Raw genomic sequence first — 16,841 nt, forward strand, 5'->3', positions numbered from 1 at the left:
CGGCAGGGAAATAGAGAGCTGGGCTCGGGGCATACTGGAACATCGTCACTGGGATCTCTTGAACTACCTCCTGACATGTTCGAGTTATGTTCACATGTTCGAATACATCCGGCAGGTTCGTCCGAACTGGTACACGGACCGGATGATAATTCTGGGGCAGGTGTCCACGACGATGCAAACACGAAACAACCCGTTCTTTCTCATGGCCGGTCTGTATCTATCCGTCGGCTTGCTGGCCGTCATCGGAAAGCTGGGTGTCGAATTCGGAGCGATCGACGCGTTGCCGCGGCTCCGTTGGTTGACGATCCACTTCGTTACTGTCGGAGGGCTGACACAGGCGCTGTTCGGCGTTCTCCCGGCCCTCGCGGGTTCTGCGTCCGCGACGACGGCCGCGACCACCCGGAACAGGTGGTTCCAGTGGCTGACACTGAACGCGGGATACCCGCTCGTTCTGATTGGGATGGCGACCGGCGACACGACGACCGCTATGGTCGGTGCGACGCTCGTCCTCACGGCCCTCGGCGGGCTGCTGGTGACGGTTTTCCGGACGAGTACGTCCGGCGACCGAGGGACTCGGTTCTTCAGAACCGCACCTTGGTTCCTAGTCGTCGGCATCCTCGCCGCGTTCGGGATGCTGTTGAACCTCCACGGGCCTGGCGGGTACTTCGGTTTGATCGAAGCACACGTCCACGCCAACGTCTGGGGCTTCCTCGCGCTCGTCGCCGCCGGCGCACTCCTCACATCGATCCCGCACCTGTTCGGAGCCGACCTCCGGTACCCGTGGCTCCGTAGCGTCACCTACTGGGGGGTCACTGTTGGGGCGGCGGGACTCGTCGCTGGGCCGTGGCTCGCCCGCCACGAACTTACGATGGGCGGACTGGCTGTGTACGTCATTGGAACCGCAGCGCTGCTGGCGAACGTCGTCGGGACGTACCGTGCCGGTGACCGGACTCGCACTCGGCGACTCGCGCTCGTTCTCGGGGCGTATCTCTGGCTGGCGTTCCCGGTCCCGTGGGCGCCGCTCGTGTTGTTGTTCCCGGAGACCGTTCCCGGGGCGGTAATCGAGTTAGCGGCGATTGACAGCCTGGTGTTCGGGTGGATGCTCCAGCTAGCGATGGCGTTTCTGCCCGCCGTTGTGGTTTCCCTCGGGAACGAGACGCAGGACGTCGGCTCCCTGCTGGATGTGGGCGTCGAGGCCGTCGGCCGACCGTCATGGGTTCAGATTACAAGCGTTAACGTCGGAATGCTCGCACTCTGGGGCACGGCGATACCGCCACTCGAGGGACTCGCGGACCCGCTGGCGCTCGTCGGCAACCTGCTGATCGCCGTCGCTTGGGCGTTCCTCGTTGTCGACCTATGGACCGCACTGACCCCGCGAGCTCCCGTGACTGGCCCTGCTACGGAATCTCTCTCCGAGTGAGGTCGCTCTGGGCCACCGGAGAGACTCTAGCAATATTGTGAATTTCGCGAAATACTTTTGGTGCTACCGCACCAACGCCGAAATATGAGCGACACGTTCGTGGTTGTCGGCGGTGACGCCGCGGGGATGAGCGCCGCGAGCAAGGCCAAGCGCGAGGACCCGGAGTTGGACGTCGTCGTCTTCGAGAAGGGCGAGTGGGTGTCCTACGCCGCCTGCGGGATGCCGTACTACGTCAAAGGCGAGGTCGAGGACCTGGAGGACCTCGTCGCCGTGACGCCCGAGGAGTTCCGCGACGACCGCGATGTCGACCTCCGGACCGGCCACGAGGTCGTCGGCATCGACCCCGTGGCCGAAACCGTCACCGTCGAGGGTGATGGCGAGACGTTCGACCACCCCTACGACCATCTACTCGTCGCGACGGGCGCGAGCGCCATCGAACCGCCGTTCGACGGGCTCGGCCTCAACGGCGTGTTCACGATCCACGACATGGACGAGGCCGACGCCATCGAGAACTACGTCACCGAACACTCGCCGGACTCCGCAGCGATCGTCGGCGGCGGGTACGTCGGCATCGAGATGGCCGAGGCGCTGTCGGCGCGCGGCGTCGACGTCCACCTCTACGAGATGCTGTCGCACGTCCTCCAACCGTTCGGTGACGCGGTGGCCGAAGTCGTCGAGGACCACCTCCGCGAGCAGGGAGTCGAGCTGCACCTCGACACCGCCGTCTCAGGCTTCGAGGGTGCCGACCGGGTCGAGCGCGTCACGCTCGACGACGAGTCCCATCCCGCCGACGTCGCCATCGTCGGCGTCGGTGTCGAACCGAATACGGATCTGGCCGCGGACGCCGGCATCGAGCTGGGCGAGACCGGAGCCATCGCGACTGACGAGTACGGTCGGACGAACTACGAGAACATCTACGCTGCGGGCGACTGCGCGGAGGCACGCCATGTCGTGACCGGCGAGCCGGACCACGTGCCGCTGGCGCTGACGGCCAACCGCGCCGGCCGCGCAATCGGCCAGACCGTCGCCGGGAGTCCGGAGCCGGTCGGCGAAATCGCCGGAACGGCCATCGTCAAGGCATTCGACCTTGGCGCCGCCCGGACTGGCATCCTTGATGAGGAACGGGCACGGGACGCCGGCTTTGATCCCGTCTCAGTAACGATATCGGCACCGACGCGGGCTCACTACTACCCCGATGGTGCAGAGCTCACCGTCACGCTGGTGGCTGACCGGGAATCCGGCCGGCTACTGGGCGGGAGCGTCGTCGGTCAGGAAGGGGCGAAACGGATCGACACGGTGGCGACGGCGCTCGCGGCTGGTATGACCGTGACTGAACTCCGGAACGCCGATCTGGCGTACGCCCCGCCGTTTAGCCCCGTCTGGGACCCGATACTCACGGCGGCGAAAGTCCTCGAGGGGAAGTTAGCGGGCGAATGAGCGACGCTACGCTATCCGAGTACGTGCGAGCACACCGAGAGGAACTGGTCACACTCGCCCTTGACCTCCTCGCGATTGAGACGTCGAACCCGCCCGGCGATACGCGCGAAATCGTCGCCAAAATCGAACAATTCCTCGACCCGCTTTCGGTCGAAGTAGAGCGTTTTGTAGTCGATCCAGCAAAGCCGAATCTGCTCGTTCGACTACCGGGTGGGTCTGACCACACACTGCTCTATAATGGCCACCTCGATACGGTGCCCTTCGACGCAGATGCCTGGTCCCACGATCCACTTGGTGAGCGCGTCGATGAACACGTCTACGGCCGTGGTGCAACCGACATGAAGGGTGCCGTGGCGTCGATGCTGTTCGCACTACAGGCCTTCGCAGCCACCGATACTGAGCCACCTGTCGACCTCCAATTTGCGTTCGTGAGCGACGAGGAAGTGGGTGGTGACGCCGGCTTGCCAGCGTTACTGGACGCTAGTGAGCTCGACGCTGACGCATGCGTGATTGGCGAGCCGACCTGCGAGGAAGGCCGTCACTCCGTCACAATCGCGGACCGGGGCAGCATCTGGCTGACGCTCGAAGCCAGCGGTGAGGGGGCCCACGGCTCCCGACCGGTACTCGGCGTCAATGCCATCGACCGGCTCTACGACGCCGTCGGGACTATGCGCGAACGGTTTGGCACCCAGCGACTCGAGATCGACGCTGACGTGGCACCGATCGTCGAGGAGTCAGTCGAATACTACGCCCCCTCGATGGGTGAGGACGCCGCTCGAGAGCTGTTCCGGTACCCCTCGATCAATCTCGGCGTCCTCGAGGGCGGGGACGCGATAAACACCGTCCCGCAGTCTGCGCACGCCGAAGTTGACGTGCGACTGACCGCAGGTGTCCACACGCCCGATGTGCTCGCGGAGATTCGGGAGTGTGTCGCCGACTGCGACGGTATCACAATCGCCGACGTCTCCTGGAGCGTCGGTACGGCCGAAGCACCCGCCAGCCCACTCGTCGAAGCCGTCGCGTCGACCGCGGAGGAGGCCACGGGTGATCGCGTCTTCCGGCGGAGCGCTACGGGTGGTGGTGACGCCAAGAAACTCCGGAATGCGGGCATCCCGACCGTCGAGTTCGCGCTAGGAACCGATACTGTCCACGCGCCGGATGAGTACATTCCGGTCGACGTACTCGTCGACAACGCCGTCGTCTACGCTCAGCTACCAACACGGTGGCAGTCACAGATCGGTCAGTAACGCCTCCAGACTGACGGTTCTACCGGATTGCTTGGGTGGTGAGGGGATGGCCGAGCATAATTATATTGTATGATTAGACCAAGACTATTAAACACTCGGTGCGTAGAGTCTCGTAATGGCAACACAGACAGCGGAGACGGACCGCGTGGTCTCGCTCGGTGACGACGACCTCAAAACGGTCGTCGAAGACAGTAACGTCGCGCTCGTGGAGTTCTACACTGAGTGGTGTGGCACCTGCAAACGAATGAAGCCAGTCCTCGAAACACTCGCCGAAGACACTGACGCGACCATCCTGACGATCGACATCGAATCGAATCTCGAAACGGCGATCGAGTTCGGTGCCCAGAGTACGCCCACGTTCGTCCTCTTCGTCGACGGGCAACCGGTGAAACAGCTTCGCGGCGGCCAGAACGAACAGACACTCCGCGACCTGATCGCCCGGTATCGGGACTAACTCACCGACAACGAGATGAACCCCAGAGAACTTCGCGCCGACACGCCCGCCTTACACGAGGACGTCTACCTGAATTTCGGCGCTCACGGGCCGAGTCCACGGTACGTTGTCGAGGCTGCTGACGAGTTCGTACGGTCACACGAGTACGAAACGAGCACGCGAAACGACCCCTACGAGGTTGCGTTCGACACCTATGACCGCGTGCGGGAGCGCGTCGCCACCTTCGTCGGTGCGGATGACGACGAGATCGCGCTCACGGAGAGCACGACCGCGGGCATCAACGCCGTCGCGACCGCCATCGACTGGGAGCCCGGCGACACCGTCGTTCGAACCGACCTCGAACACCCAGCTGGGACGCTCCCGTGGCAACGCCTAGAACAGGAGGGCGTCGAGGTTCGCGTCGTCGAGACGGAGAACGGTCGCGTCGACCTCGACGCCTTCGCCGAGGCTGTCGCCGACGCGCGCCTGGCCTGTTTCAGCGCGGTGACGTGGACGCACGGCACCCAGTTGCCCGTCGCCGACCTCGTCGACATCGCTCACGAGGCTGGCGCGTTCACGCTCGTCGACGCTGTGCAAGTGCCGGGACAGCTTCCCCTCGATGTCGGCGAATGGGGGGCCGATGCCGTCGCGGCGGCCGGTCACAAGTGGCTGCTGGGGCTGTGGGGCGGCGGCTTCCTCTACGTCGACCGGACAGCTGCTGACTCCCTCCTACCCACCACAGTTGGGTACCGAAGCGTCGAGACGCCGACTGCAGATCCCTACGAGTTCGCAACTGGCGCCCGCCGATTCGAGGTCGGCTCGGCGAACCCGGCTCCACACGTCGCCTTGGCGGAAGCCATCGAGGCGATCGACGAAGTTGGAGTCGACCGTATCGCTGCCCGAATCCAGGAATTGGCTGGCCAGGTGGCCGATGGGGTTCCCGACGACCGGCTTCTCAGTCCTGCGGACCCCGAGTCGGGACTCGTGACCATCGACGTGGACGACCCCGAAGCGACCGTCGACCGACTCGCGTCGGAGGGAATCGTCGTTCGTGCCGTGCCGACGCCGGATGCTGTCCGCGCGTCGGTCCACGCGGTCAACACTCACGCTGAGGTCGAGCGGCTGCTGGACGCCCTCGAATCGGAGTGGACCTGACGCCTGCAAAGAACCGTCACCACTGGCACACCCATGGCCGGCGATGTTCTAGACTCAGGTTCGGGTGTTCGAGCGAGCGGATGATGGATACGAAAGCGTTGAAATAGCCGCTCCTGGGGAGTGAACGTATGCCACGTACCGAGGCAGTTCTCTTCGATCTCGACGATACGTTGGTCCGGTACGAGCGGTCCCCCGGGGAGGTGTTACTGGCGGCCTTCGAGGCAGTCGGGTGTGACCCGTTGTTCTCGGTCGAGGAGTACTATGCGCGATACGACGAGTTCGCCGAGAAGTGTGATTCGATGGACGAACTTCGTTCCGAATGCTTCGCAGCGCTCGCGGAGTCGAATGGGTACGAGCGACGGCGTGGACGGGCCGTCGCGGCCGCGTTCAGCGAGGAGCGCGATCAGACGCGCGTCGAGTTGCTGCCGTCCGTCGGGGACGTTCTGGGAGAAGTGAGTAGCGAGTACCGAACCGCTATCGTGACGAACGGAGCACGGGACGCCCAACACCAGAAAATCGACGCCGTTGGGCTCGATCGATGGGTCGACGAAATCGTCGTCGCGGGCCACGATGTCCCACCGAAACCTGACCCGGAGCCGTTTGAACGAGCGATTCGAACGCTCGGCGTGACGCCTGAATCCACCGTCCACGTCGGCGATTCACCGGACACGGACGTCGCTGGAGCGTCTGCGGCCGGACTCGACTCCGTACTGGTCGCCGAGGGGAGCGCGGCCGTAGAGCCTTCACCGACGTATCGTATCGAGTCCATCGATGCACTTCGCTCCCTTCCGTGGCTGGAGGAATCCGCATCTGGTCACCGGTAGTTCCACACTACTCCTGCGGTCGGATCTCTGTGCATCGCTGGGTCCCTGAAAAGCTCTGTTCGACGGAACGAGCGTAGCTGCCGACCGTTAGACGAGGAGCTGGATGTCGGCGTCGGCCATGTCTTGGAGGGCGGTCGCCGCGCCGACGCCCGTGGTGACGCCGTCGTAGAAGTTGTCCTCGTCGTAGTCCATCAGGTCGATGGTCATCTGACAGGCCTGGAACTCCACGCCCATGTCCAGGCTCGTCTCGATGAGCTCCTCGATGGTGGCGGTGTCGTTGTCGGCGATCTTCTTCTCCATCATCTTCGTCGTCACGCTGTCCATGCCCGGGAGCGCCGCGACGGCGTTCGGGACAGGCATGTTGGGGTTGCCGACGGAGCTGAGTTTGAGGTTCTTCGAGCGCTCCTCGTGGAGGATGTCCAGCCCCCAGAACGTGTGGAAGACGGTCACGTCGTAGCCGAACGCGGCCGCGGTGCTGGCGAGGATGAGCGGCGGGTACGCCATGTCCAACGTGCCCTTCGTCGCGATGATGCTCATCTTCTTGGCGTCGTCCTCGCTCGTGGCTTCGGCGAGCGCGTCCTCGAGTTCGTCGACGCGTGCGGCCAGCTCCGCGCGGGAGGGCGCGTCGTCGGCCGACGCGTCGGGTGTGTCCGTACTCATCGTTACTCCGTCTTCCGGACGTAGTGTTTGTACACCTCGTCGCCTTCCTCCTGGTCGACGAGCTCGACGCCCTCGGTTCCGGACGCCCAGCCGTCGATGTCGCTCATGCTTCCGGGGTCGGTCGCCAGCACTTCGAGGACCTCACCTTCCGCGAGGTCGTCGATGGCGGACTTCGTCTTCACTACTGGCATGGGGCACGATGCGCCTTTGACGTCGAGCGTCTCCGTGATGTCGAATTCAGCACTCATTGGTTATCTGCTCCGTGAGTCTGTATTGGAGCTATCGCACAATACCCCCTACCCAAGTAAAAGATTGTCGATTCTTGTGGACACCACCAACTACTCTAAGCCCTAATCAGGTCACTGAATCGGAAGTAGGTCCTGTACAGGCGGTTTAATCCGGTTGAAGTGGGGGAAGCCCTGAATAGTATTGTCCGAAGAAGGAACTACTATGCAAATGCTTTTGTGCGTCCACCCAGTAGAAGCGACTGCACAACATGAACGCTGACGACTTCCCGACTCCGGACGTCGACGTGGAGTCCGTCGACCCAGAGACACTGAAGGATCGTATCGACGCCGGCGAGGACGTCACGCTCCTCGACGCGCGCATGCAATCGGACTACGAGGAATGGCGTATCGACGGCGAGAACGTCACGTCGATCAACATCCCGTACTTCGAGTTCCTCGAGGACGACATCGACGAGGACGTGCTCGTCGAAATTCCCGACGACCGCGAGGTGACCGTCCTGTGTGCGAAGGGCGGCGCCAGCGAGTTCGTCGCGGGCACGCTCGCGGAGCGCGGCTACGACGTGAACCACCTAGAGGACGGCATGAACGGCTGGGCGCGCATCTACGAGGCTGTCGAGGTCGAGCGCTACGACGGCGCCGGCACCCTGCTGCAGTACCAGCGCCCCTCCTCGGGCTGTCTCGGCTACCTGCTGTACGATGACGGTGAGGCCGCGATTATCGACCCGCTGCGGGCGTTCACCGACCGCTACCTCGAGGACGCGGACGACCTCGGCGTTGACCTGCAGTACGCCCTGGACACGCACATTCACGCCGACCACATCTCCGGCGTGCGCGACCTCGACGACGAGGGCGTCGAGGGCGTCATCCCCGAGGCTGCTGTCGACCGTGGTGTCACGTACGCGGACGAACTGACGACGGGTGCGGACGGCGACACCTTCCAGGTCGGGAACGCCACCATCGAAGCGGTCTACACGCCCGGTCACACGACTGGGATGACCTCGTACCTCGTCGACGATAGCCTGCTCGCGACCGGCGACGGGCTGTTCGTCGAGAGCGTCGCCCGCCCCGACCTCGAAGAGGGTGACGACGGCGCGCCCGACGCCGCGCGCATGCTCTACGAGTCCCTGCAGGAGCGCGTGCTGACGCTGTCCGACGACACGCTCGTCGGTGGGGCACACTTCAGCGACGCCGCCGAGCCCGCTGCGGACGGTACCTACACCGCACCGATCGGCGAGCTCGTCGACGAGATGGACGCACTCACGATGGACGAACAGGAGTTCGTCGACCTCATCCTCTCGGACATGCCGCCGCGGCCGGCCAACTACGAGGACATCATCGCGACGAACCTCGGCCAGAACGCCGTCGACGACGACGAAGCGTTCACCCTGGAGCTCGGCCCGAACAACTGCGCAGCTAGCCAAGACTCCCTCGCGGGTGACTAACCACGCCGATGGTTACTGACCCAGTACTGCTCCAGACGGGTGCTGACCTCTTCCCCAACGGGATCAGTCGGTACGCCGTCGGCGGCCTGCTTGTCGGCCTGGGGACCGTCCTGATCTATATCGGGACGGGGATCCCCGCCGGCGCGAGCACGTTCTTGGAGTCGACGCTGTCGTACGTTTCCGACCAGTCGCGGTTCCAGCAGTACGTCGGCTCGCGTGACTGGCGGCTCGTGTTCACGGCCGGCATCATCCTTGGCGGGCTGGCGTTCGCGGCGACGTTCCAGTCCGGGCTGGTCACGAGCTCGCTGTACGAACCCGGGACGACCGGCCAACTGTACGAGGTCGCTGGCGTGACGCTCTGGACGACCGACGTCCAGCCGTGGCGACTGTTTATCGGCGGCATCCTCGTCGGCATCGGCACCCGAGTCGGCAAGGGCTGTACGTCAGGCCACGGCGTCTGCGGCGTCGGCTCGGCGTCGAAAACGTCGCTGGTCGGCGTCGTGACGTTCCTGACCGTCGCCATCGGGACCGCACAGGTCGTCGCCGCGCTGGGGGTGAGCCCATGAGCGACCGCCACCCGCTGTTCAAGCCGCTGATCTTCGTCGGCGGCATCGTGTTCGGGTTCGGGCTCGGGTTCAGCCACATGGCGCGGCCGGAGGTCGTGCTAAACTTCCTCCAGTTCGACGACCTCGGCCTCCCGTTCGTGATGTTCGGGGCCGCAATCGTCTCCGGGATCGCGTTCGCGCTACTGCCCCGGATTCGGGACGCCGCCCCCCTCACGGGCGACCCCTACGAGCGGCGCCTGAAGCCCTTCGACCGGAACGTCCTGGTCGGCGGCGCCATCTTCGGCGTCGGCTGGGGACTCTCCGGCATCTGCCCGGGCGCGGCGTACGCGAGCCTCGGCACCGGCAACGTCACCATCCTTTGGGCGCTCGCCGGCATGTTCGTCGGTGCGTACGCCCAGGGCTACTGGCGGAGTCGTAGCCAGAGCCGCGACACGTCCCCAGCAGGCGCAGACTAACCCACTTCTATGGACCCTGCTCTCATCGCCCTCTTCGTCGGTGCAGCGCTCGCCAGCCTGTTCATGGCGTGGGTCATCGGCGCCGGGTCGAGCGGCGCGACCCCCTTCGCACCCGCCGTCGGCGCGAACGCCATCGCGACGATGCGCGCCGCCTTCGTGGTCGGCATCTTCGGCTTCGTCGGCGCCGTCACGCAGGGCGGCAACGTCTCGGAAGCCATCGGGAGCGGGCTTGTCGGCGGCATTAGTCTCCCCGTCGCCGGCGTCATCCTCGTGCTCGTGCTGGGCGCGGGGCTGATGGCGGTCGGTATCATGACCGGCTATCCGATCGCGACCGCGTTCACCGTGACCGGCGCCGTCATCGGCGTCGGTCTCGCGCTCGGCGGCTCGCCGGTTTGGCCGAAGTACCGCCAGATCGCCGCCGTCTGGGTGTTGACGCCGTTCGTCGGCGGCGGTATCGCGTTCACCATTGCGAGTCTCCTCCCGCGCCCCGACGTCCCCGAACGGTACAGCATCCCGGCGCTCGCCGGGCTCATCGGTGCCGTCCTCGTGAACATTCAGTTCAGTTTTCTCGGCGAGGGAAGCGCGGCAGGGACCGTTCGCGGGCTCGGACAGCGAGTGCTGGCAGTCGACGGACTCACGTCGGCGGCCGGGCTCACCGGGCTCGCGGCGCTGACCGTCGCGGCGGTCGTCTGGTGGGACGTCAGCCGTGACGAACGCGGCGGCCTGCGGCGCGTGCTACTCGCGCTCGGGTCGCTGGTGGCGTTCTCCGCGGGCGGAAGCCAGGTCGGTCTCGCCGTCGGGCCGCTGCTGCCGCTGCTCGACGAGGTCGAGATGGTCTCGACGTTCGCCGTGCTCGTCGGCGGCGGCCTCGGGATGCTCGTCGGGTCGTGGACGGGCGCGCCGCGGATGATCAAATCGCTCGCCCAGGACTACTCGTCGCTGGGGCCGCGGCGCTCCATCTCGGCGCTCGTCCCGTCGTTTTTGATCGCACAGCTGGCAGTGCTGCTTGGCGTTCCGGTCTCGTTCAACGAGATCGTCGTCAGCGCCATCATCGGGAGTGGCGCCGCTGTCGGGGGTCGGGAAGCAGTGGATGCCAGAAAGATTCTCCTGACAGTCGGGGCGTGGGCAGGGTCGTTCATCCTCTCGTTCGCGCTCGCGTATGCCGCTGGCGCGCTGCTGTTGTAGCAGCTGCCGATAGCGTTAGTCGGCGGCCTGTTCGGTTCGTCGACCGTCCTCGATGCCCAGTGGGTCGGTCGTCGAGGTCGCGGTGACCAGCCGGAGGAACTGGCCTGCGTTCGTGAGCAGTTTGTTCTCTGCCTTCCGGAGGTGTTCTTCGTACGTTGAGCGAGCGACGGCCGTCTGTTCGGCGAGGTCGCGGAGCGACGTCTTCCGGGGTTGTTCGTAGTACCCGTTTTCGAGGGCGAGCTGGAGGGCGGCTAACTGCCGGTCAGTGATGTCCTCGAACAACTGATTCGCCGGCGCCAGCATACTATGCGGAATCTGTGTTTCCGAGATCGATGTTTTCGAGAGGAGTTCGATCTCTCTGTCGGAACGGAGCGATTCGAGCAGTTCGCGCACGTCCTCGCTGTCGAACGCGACGACCGTGTAGTGCTCCCAGCCCTGGCGGTAGATCGTCGGTGACTGGTACAGGCAGTTGTGCTCCTCGAAGCGGTCGATGACGGAGTCTTCGAGCGAGCAAAGACAGGACTGGGTGACGACGTGATACCCGTTGTCGTCCGCCGATTCGTACAGTACGGTGCCGATCTCGTTGATCTCGTCGAGTAGTTCGTCGGTTGGCGTCGTCTCCGTTGTGATTTCGAGCACTTGGCAGTCGCTCAACGGCCACTCACGTATTGTCAGATCCGGGTATCGCTCCGAGATCCGTCGGTACGGGCATTCGTGTTTAACTCGAATGGAGGCCTCGTACAGTCCCATACGCGTAGTTTCGAACTCGACGTAATTAGCGGTGCCGGTCATGGCCGGCAGTACCCATATGCTAATATATCTGCTAATCCGGACTACCGATGCAGGAACTCTCGCCAGCGGAACTCGGCGAACAGTTACAGGATGATGATGGCCCACTCGTGCTGGATATTCGCCACGAAGAAGACTTCCAGGAGTGGCACATTCCGGGCAGCCGTAACGTCGACGTCTACGACGAACTGACTGACAACCCGGAACAGGCCATCGAACCGCTCTCCGTCCTGCCCAGTGACGAACAAATCGTTACTGTCTGTGCAGCAGGCGTCGTCTCCCAGACTGCGACGGCCGTCCTCCGAGAGCTGGGGTACGACGCGGTGACGCTGACGGACGGGATGAACGGCTGGAGCCGCGTCCACCGGCACGCGGAAGTCCCCGTAGACGTCGATGGGGCCCTCGTGCAAGTCGCCCGTCCGGGGAAGGGCTGTCTCTCTCACGTGCTCGTCTCCGACGGCGAGGCCGCCGTCTTCGACCCGTCACACTACCTCGACGAGTACGACACTGTCCTCGACGAGTATGATGCCGAGCTTGTCGGCGTCTTCGACACGCACGCCCACGCGGACCACGTTTCAGGGGCGGCAGACCTCGCTGACCGCCACGACGTTCCATACTATCTCCACCAGAAGGATGCGCTCGCCGTCGACGCGACGCCGGTCGAGGACGGGCAGACTGTGACGGTCGGGAGCCTCGACATCGAGGTCGTCCACACGCCCGGCCACAGCGAGGGCAGCGTCTCCTTCGACGTCGAGGGGGCGGCGCTTCTGACTGGCGACACGCTGTTCCACGACAGCGTCGGCCGCGTCGAACTCGGCGTCGAGGCCGGCATCGAGGACGCCGACGTCGAGGGGAACGCCGCGACGCTGTACGAGAGCCTCCAGCGGTTGCTGGACTGCCCTGATGACGCGCTGGTCCTGCCGGCGCACGATCCGGGCTCGCCTGAACCGCCAGTAGCCGCCACGCTCGCGGAGGTCAGAGAACGGAACGACGACCTCGGCCGCGACCGAGAGGCGTTCGTCGAGGAGCTCGCGTCGGACATCCCGGACCATCCGCCGAACTTCGAACGCGTCAAACGGACGAACGTCGGCCAGGAGTCGGTCCCCGAGGATGAACTAGCTGAACTGGAACTGGGCCCAAACAACTGTGCGGCCGAGTAATCCATGAGTACGACAACTGAACTCCGCCAGGGGATCCGCGAACACCTCGGGCAGTTCTCGCTGCACGTCCTGCTCGTCTTCGCGACCGGCCTGACCATCGGCTCCGAACGGACAGTCGTTCCCGTGCTGGGAGAGGACGTCCTCGGCGTCGAGTCGTTCCTCGTGATCGGCTCGTTCGTCGTCTCGTTCGGCGTTGTGAAGTCGATCCTCAATCTCTACGCCGGTAAGTGGGGCGAGAAGTACGGCCGCAAGCCCGTCCTAATCGCCGGATGGGCGACGGCGCTCCCGCTGCCGATCATCCTCATCTTCGCTCCGAGCTGGGGCTGGATCACGGTGGGGAACGTCCTGCTGGGGATTAACCAGGCGTTGACCTGGAGCATGGCGATTAACGCGAAGATCGACCTCGCGGGCCCCGACCAGCGCGGACTCGCGGTCGGCATCGACGAGGCGTTCGGCTACACTGGCGTCGCCGTCGGCGCCTGGATCACGGGTGTCATCGCCGGCCAGTGGAGTCTGCGGCCCGAGCCGTTCTACTTCCTCGCCGTAGTCGTCGTGCTGGCGTTCCTCATCTCCATCTTCTTGATCAAGGAGACCGTCCAGTACGCCCAAGCCGAGGGGGACGACGACCACCACGACGCGAATCTGCCGTTCGACGAGGTGCTGAAGCGCGCGACGTACGGCGACCGGACGCTGTTCGCGGCGGCGCAGGCCGGCCACATCGAGAACTTCGTCGACACGCTGTTTTGGATCGCCGTCCCGCTGTACCTGACGAGCGAGGGACTCGGTATCGCGGCGGTCGGGGTAGTCGTCGGCGTCCACAGCGCGATGTACTTCCTCCAGATCGCGACCGGCGGGCTCGCCGACCGCATTGGCCGTCGCCCGCCCGTTATCGCCGGGATGTTCCTTGCCGGCGGGGGCGTCCTCGGGATGGTGCTCGTTGATGGCTACCTCCCGTGGGCCGTCTTGGCTGGCGTCTCCGGGCTCGGCATGGCACTGCTGTACCCGAACCTGATGACGGTTCCGAGCGACGCGGCCCACCCGACGTGGCGCTCGGCGGGGATGGGCGTCTACCGGATGTGGCGTGACTCCGGCTACGCTGTCGGCGCGGTCCTGATCGGACTCTCGATGGAGTTCGCGAACGCCGAAGTCGCGTTCTACCTGACCGCTGGTCTGATGTTCGCGTCAGGTGCAGTGGTGTACGTCTGGATGGAGGAGACCCATCCCGAGTTCGGTACTCACAAGCCGCCCCGCGCCTGCGAGGGCCGGAAGGGGTAGCGTCACTGAAGATTGAATGTTCCGTGGGGCCCCGTCTCGTGGAGCCCCCACGCGACCTGAGAGCTGGCAGGGGTTGCCGACGCCCAACGATATCGAAGCCCTGCTGTTGTCTCTCTCAGACTGCCCGAGGTGGCGGGACGAGAAAGACGTTTCCCGTTGCCTGTGCGACGATCTCCTCCGAAACGCTCCCCAACAGCAGCCGTCGGATACGGCTTCTCCCTTTCGACCCGACAAGGATCATCGACGGTGTTACCTCAGATTCGACAGCGAGGATTTCGTTGGCAGGATCGCCGTGTCGGACCTTGACCTGTGTCTCGATGCCCCAGTTTTCCAGCGTGCTCGCATGCTCGGCCAACTGCTCCTGTGGGCTGGCATCGGCGTCGACATCCTTGTCTTTCGGCGACCGAACGTGAACGAGCGTCACCTCCTCGGTCGCGTGACGGAGGTACGAGAAGGCGTCGAACGCTCGGTTGGCGTTTTCAGAGAAGTCCGTCGCGAAGAGAACACGCTGAAAGAGGTGTTCCCGGAGAACCTCGGGGTCGTCGGTCCCCCGCTCGACGCGGTTGACCAACAACGGAACGACAGTCGTCCGCGCGAGGTTGCGGGCCGTCGAGCCGATGATCCGGTTCTCTAACGGGCTTTGTCCCCGTGAGCTGACGACCGATAGATCGGCGTGGACGGTCTCAGCGATGCCGTTAATACGTCGATAGGGGGTCCCACGGACGACGTGAGTCTCGACGTCGAATCCGGCGGCCTCGATCACTGTCCGATACTGGTCGAGCGCTCGTCGACGTTGCTCCTCGAAATTCATGCCGGGCATCCCGGAGTGGACGTTCGCCGGAACGACTGTCACGAGGTGGATTGTATCGACGCCGATACGGCCCAAGCACTCGAGGCAGGTTTCGTTCTCTATTGCGGCCTCACTTGCAGCCGACAGGTCGGTCGCGCACAGGGCCCTCATAGCGACCCTTTTGTCGAGTGTCCACAACATGGTTTTGTTCGATTTCGTAGGAATAGTCGACAACGGCATCTCCGCTGAGCAGTTTCGTGAGCGGCCAGCGTCCATATGTTTCCTATAAGTTATCGATACTCTGAGCGAGGTTACCAGAATATAATATTGTACAGCAATCCCAAAACCGTTATAGGCACGAGGCGGGTAGGGCCTACTGAGCAGAAATGTGCAACCAGCGAATTTCCGTGTTCGAAACTCAGAGGGAGAACCGATGGCAGGATTAGAGATTCCCACATGGGATCCGGAGACAGCCTTGCTTATCGGCACGATACTACTGGAAGCGATCGTGCTCTACGTGGGCTACGGCGGCCTCGAACGGCTCTTCGGACCGTATCTAATGAAGGTCCTCGTCGGGGGTGACGTGGATGCTCGATAGTCTCCTCGACGGCCTCGGGATCTTGGGAACCAGCCCTGAGATGCTGGCGCTATTCGTCGGCTTCGGTCTCGTTGTCGGGGTCCTGTTCGGCTTCTTCGGCATGGGCGGGTCGTTCCTCGTCACTCCGGCCCTGCTGATGCTGGACTACGAACCGTCGGTCGCCGTCGGGAGCGGGATGGCGTTCGTGTTCGGGACAGCCGTCATCGCGACCCTGAAACACCACGACCTCGGGCAGGTCGACTACAAACTCGGCGCGATCATGATCACCGGGACGACAATCGGAATCGAGGCCGGGCGCGCCAGCGTCTACTACCTCGAGTCACTGGGACTCGCAGGCGGTATCATCAGCGTCGCCTACGTGGTCCTGCTCGGAGGTGTCGGCGCGATGGTAACCCGTGACGCCCTCAACAGCGACGGCGGCGGTGGAATCGACCACGAGGCGGCCGACCAGGACCTCAGTGAGTACGAGATTCCCGAAATCGCTAAAACCATCCAACGGACCGTTCGGATACCACCGATGGTGACGCTCCGCGGCGACGTCCGTGTCTCCGTGTGGGTAATCACGGCCGTCGCCTTCGCGACTGGTCTTCTGTCCGGCTTCCTCGGCGTCGGTGGCGGGTTCATCCGGATGCCGGCGATGATCTACGCCATCGGCGTCCCGGTACCCGTCGCCGTCGGGACCGACCTCTTCGAGATCGTCTTCTCCGGCGGTCTCGGAAGTTACCTCTACGGACAGGGCGGCGGCGTGAATCTCGGTATCGTCGCCCCGCTGTTGTTCGGGAGCGCACTCGGTGCGCGTATCGGCTCTGCTGCGACCGCCGTCGTCGACGCTGACGGCATCAAAATCTACTTCGGCGGGATGCTCCTGATCGGTGCCATCGCCGTGGGTATCGGCGAAATCGGCTCCTACGTCGGAAGCCCGACGCTTGAGCTGCTCGGGCTGGTACTGGTTATCGGCGCGGCAGTCGTCGTCTCCTTCGCGATTCTATACACGACGATTTCGTCGCTCCGGCAGAAGCGTCAACAGGGAACCACGGTTACCGACTAATCTGTTTTTCCGCCAACCCGCTACCCGGTCGGGTTAATTGATTGTTTACTCCCTGGATCTCCCCAGAGTGACAAGTAGCTGTTCACGCCTTTTCCTGTTTCCCTCTCTT

18 protein-coding genes are annotated in these 16,841 nt (G+C 64.1%); 14 read left to right on the forward strand and 4 right to left on the reverse strand.

Translation table 11 applies throughout. From position 1 onward, the window contains the following. Positions 1-94 precede the first annotated feature (94 nt). The 6 genes from DPQ64_RS09870 to DPQ64_RS09895 all read left to right on the forward strand — a co-directional run bounded on the left by DPQ64_RS09870 (position 95) and on the right by DPQ64_RS09895 (position 6,516). On the forward strand, positions 95-1,420 hold the full coding sequence (locus tag DPQ64_RS09870; protein WP_198662079.1) for a heme-copper oxidase family protein: 1,326 nt from the start codon (positions 95-97) through the stop codon (positions 1,418-1,420). Positions 1,421-1,504: 84 nt separating this feature from the next. Beyond that, positions 1,505-2,857: an FAD-dependent oxidoreductase gene (locus tag DPQ64_RS09875; protein ID WP_115864186.1), complete on the forward strand. Its 1,353-nt coding sequence runs from the start codon at positions 1,505-1,507 to the stop codon at positions 2,855-2,857. Continuing rightward, complete coding sequence (locus DPQ64_RS09880; protein WP_115864187.1) at positions 2,854-4,104, forward strand: M20 family metallopeptidase; 1,251 nt, start codon at positions 2,854-2,856, stop codon at positions 4,102-4,104. Before DPQ64_RS09875 ends, DPQ64_RS09880 begins: the two co-directional genes overlap by 4 nt. A gap of 115 nt (positions 4,105-4,219) precedes the next feature. Continuing rightward, positions 4,220-4,558, forward strand: a complete 339-nt coding sequence (locus tag DPQ64_RS09885; RefSeq protein WP_198662080.1) for a thioredoxin family protein — start codon at positions 4,220-4,222, stop codon at positions 4,556-4,558. Between the two features lie 15 nt (positions 4,559-4,573). Beyond that, positions 4,574-5,692, forward strand: coding sequence for an aminotransferase class V-fold PLP-dependent enzyme (locus tag DPQ64_RS09890; RefSeq protein ID WP_115864188.1), 1,119 nt, complete (start codon positions 4,574-4,576; stop codon positions 5,690-5,692). A 128-nt stretch (positions 5,693-5,820) separates the two neighbouring features. Further along, positions 5,821-6,516 (forward strand): HAD family hydrolase, encoded by a 696-nt coding sequence (locus tag DPQ64_RS09895; protein ID WP_198662081.1) that lies wholly within the window; start codon positions 5,821-5,823, stop codon positions 6,514-6,516. 87 nt (positions 6,517-6,603) lie between these two features. On the opposite strand, the gene DPQ64_RS09900 is transcribed toward DPQ64_RS09895, so the two are convergent. Both DPQ64_RS09900 and DPQ64_RS09905 read right to left on the reverse strand, forming a co-directional pair. Further along, entirely contained in the window at positions 6,604-7,176 is a 573-nt protein-coding gene (locus tag DPQ64_RS09900) for a DsrE/DsrF/DrsH-like family protein (RefSeq protein ID WP_115864189.1), read from the reverse strand. A gap of 2 nt (positions 7,177-7,178) precedes the next feature. Next, complete coding sequence (locus DPQ64_RS09905; RefSeq protein WP_115864190.1) at positions 7,179-7,424, reverse strand: sulfurtransferase TusA family protein; 246 nt, start codon at positions 7,422-7,424, stop codon at positions 7,179-7,181. A 248-nt stretch (positions 7,425-7,672) separates the two neighbouring features. On the opposite strand from DPQ64_RS09905, the gene DPQ64_RS09910 reads away from it, so the two are divergent. From DPQ64_RS09910 to DPQ64_RS09925, 4 genes are read left to right on the forward strand one after another with little or no spacing between them, the layout of a single operon-like run. Next, the gene (locus DPQ64_RS09910) at positions 7,673-8,866 is read left to right on the forward strand and encodes an MBL fold metallo-hydrolase (protein WP_115864191.1); all 1,194 of its coding nucleotides are present in this window, start codon (positions 7,673-7,675) and stop codon (positions 8,864-8,866) included. An 8-nt stretch (positions 8,867-8,874) separates the two neighbouring features. Continuing rightward, entirely contained in the window at positions 8,875-9,432 is a 558-nt protein-coding gene (locus DPQ64_RS09915; protein ID WP_115864192.1) for a YeeE/YedE family protein, read from the forward strand. Then, positions 9,429-9,887 (forward strand): YeeE/YedE family protein, encoded by a 459-nt coding sequence (locus DPQ64_RS09920; RefSeq protein WP_115864193.1) that lies wholly within the window; start codon positions 9,429-9,431, stop codon positions 9,885-9,887. Before DPQ64_RS09915 ends, DPQ64_RS09920 begins: the two co-directional genes overlap by 4 nt. Positions 9,888-9,896: 9 nt before the next feature. Next, entirely contained in the window at positions 9,897-11,072 is a 1,176-nt protein-coding gene (locus DPQ64_RS09925; RefSeq protein ID WP_115864194.1) for an inorganic phosphate transporter, read from the forward strand. Positions 11,073-11,087: 15 nt separating this feature from the next. Here DPQ64_RS09925 and DPQ64_RS09930 read toward each other — a convergent pair whose 3' ends face one another. Then, positions 11,088-11,822 carry a helix-turn-helix domain-containing protein gene (locus tag DPQ64_RS09930; RefSeq protein ID WP_115864286.1) on the reverse strand — a complete coding sequence of 245 codons (735 nt, stop codon included), beginning with the start codon at positions 11,820-11,822 and terminating at the stop codon, positions 11,088-11,090. 89 nt (positions 11,823-11,911) lie between these two features. Here DPQ64_RS09930 and DPQ64_RS09935 point away from each other — a divergent pair, with 89 nt between their 5' ends. Beyond that, the gene (locus tag DPQ64_RS09935; protein WP_115864195.1) at positions 11,912-13,021 is read left to right on the forward strand and encodes an MBL fold metallo-hydrolase; all 1,110 of its coding nucleotides are present in this window, start codon (positions 11,912-11,914) and stop codon (positions 13,019-13,021) included. A 3-nt stretch (positions 13,022-13,024) separates the two neighbouring features. Continuing rightward, positions 13,025-14,296, forward strand: a complete 1,272-nt coding sequence (locus DPQ64_RS09940; protein WP_115864196.1) for an MFS transporter — start codon at positions 13,025-13,027, stop codon at positions 14,294-14,296. A gap of 115 nt (positions 14,297-14,411) precedes the next feature. Here the strand turns inward: DPQ64_RS09940 and DPQ64_RS09945 are convergent, their stop codons facing one another. Beyond that, positions 14,412-15,257 (reverse strand): universal stress protein, encoded by an 846-nt coding sequence (locus DPQ64_RS09945; protein ID WP_115864287.1) that lies wholly within the window; start codon positions 15,255-15,257, stop codon positions 14,412-14,414. A gap of 262 nt (positions 15,258-15,519) precedes the next feature. Between DPQ64_RS09945 and DPQ64_RS19225 the strand changes: the two genes are divergently transcribed. Next, a complete protein-coding gene (locus DPQ64_RS19225) occupies positions 15,520-15,684 on the forward strand; it encodes a DUF7512 family protein (protein ID WP_198662083.1) in 165 nt (54 codons plus the stop codon). Continuing rightward, positions 15,674-16,732 (forward strand): sulfite exporter TauE/SafE family protein, encoded by a 1,059-nt coding sequence (locus DPQ64_RS09950; RefSeq protein WP_115864197.1) that lies wholly within the window; start codon positions 15,674-15,676, stop codon positions 16,730-16,732. The genes DPQ64_RS19225 and DPQ64_RS09950 overlap by 11 nt, the downstream gene beginning before the upstream one ends. Positions 16,733-16,841: the final 109 nt, after the last annotated feature.

The sequence above is a fragment of the Halorussus litoreus genome, from assembly GCF_003382685.1.
GTDB classification, from domain to species: Archaea; Halobacteriota; Halobacteria; order Halobacteriales; family Haladaptataceae; genus Halorussus; species Halorussus litoreus.

What these genes read in the sequence shown, in the direction of transcription:
- DPQ64_RS09875 (WP_115864186.1), top strand. Translation starts at nt 1,505, where the DNA reads ATGAGCGACACGTTCGTGGTTGTCGGCGGTGACGCCGCGGGGATGAGC.
- DPQ64_RS09920 (WP_115864193.1), top strand. Translation starts at nt 9,429, where the DNA reads ATGAGCGACCGCCACCCGCTGTTCAAGCCGCTGATCTTCGTCGGCGGC.
- DPQ64_RS19225 (WP_198662083.1), top strand. Translation starts at nt 15,520, where the DNA reads ATGGCAGGATTAGAGATTCCCACATGGGATCCGGAGACAGCCTTGCTT.
- DPQ64_RS09890 (WP_115864188.1), top strand. Translation starts at nt 4,574, where the DNA reads ATGAACCCCAGAGAACTTCGCGCCGACACGCCCGCCTTACACGAGGAC.
- DPQ64_RS09940 (WP_115864196.1), top strand. Translation starts at nt 13,025, where the DNA reads ATGAGTACGACAACTGAACTCCGCCAGGGGATCCGCGAACACCTCGGG.
- DPQ64_RS09910 (WP_115864191.1), top strand. Translation starts at nt 7,673, where the DNA reads ATGAACGCTGACGACTTCCCGACTCCGGACGTCGACGTGGAGTCCGTC.
- DPQ64_RS09905 (WP_115864190.1), bottom strand. Translation starts at nt 7,424, where the DNA reads ATGAGTGCTGAATTCGACATCACGGAGACGCTCGACGTCAAAGGCGCA.
- DPQ64_RS09950 (WP_115864197.1), top strand. Translation starts at nt 15,674, where the DNA reads ATGCTCGATAGTCTCCTCGACGGCCTCGGGATCTTGGGAACCAGCCCT.
- DPQ64_RS09885 (WP_198662080.1), top strand. Translation starts at nt 4,220, where the DNA reads ATGGCAACACAGACAGCGGAGACGGACCGCGTGGTCTCGCTCGGTGAC.
- DPQ64_RS09935 (WP_115864195.1), top strand. Translation starts at nt 11,912, where the DNA reads ATGCAGGAACTCTCGCCAGCGGAACTCGGCGAACAGTTACAGGATGAT.
- DPQ64_RS09915 (WP_115864192.1), top strand. Translation starts at nt 8,875, where the DNA reads ATGGTTACTGACCCAGTACTGCTCCAGACGGGTGCTGACCTCTTCCCC.
- DPQ64_RS09925 (WP_115864194.1), top strand. Translation starts at nt 9,897, where the DNA reads ATGGACCCTGCTCTCATCGCCCTCTTCGTCGGTGCAGCGCTCGCCAGC.
- DPQ64_RS09900 (WP_115864189.1), bottom strand. Translation starts at nt 7,176, where the DNA reads ATGAGTACGGACACACCCGACGCGTCGGCCGACGACGCGCCCTCCCGC.
- DPQ64_RS09880 (WP_115864187.1), top strand. Translation starts at nt 2,854, where the DNA reads ATGAGCGACGCTACGCTATCCGAGTACGTGCGAGCACACCGAGAGGAA.
- DPQ64_RS09895 (WP_198662081.1), top strand. Translation starts at nt 5,821, where the DNA reads ATGCCACGTACCGAGGCAGTTCTCTTCGATCTCGACGATACGTTGGTC.
- DPQ64_RS09930 (WP_115864286.1), bottom strand. Translation starts at nt 11,822, where the DNA reads ATGGGACTGTACGAGGCCTCCATTCGAGTTAAACACGAATGCCCGTAC.
- DPQ64_RS09870 (WP_198662079.1), top strand. Translation starts at nt 95, where the DNA reads ATGTTCGAATACATCCGGCAGGTTCGTCCGAACTGGTACACGGACCGG.
- DPQ64_RS09945 (WP_115864287.1), bottom strand. Translation starts at nt 15,257, where the DNA reads ATGAGGGCCCTGTGCGCGACCGACCTGTCGGCTGCAAGTGAGGCCGCA.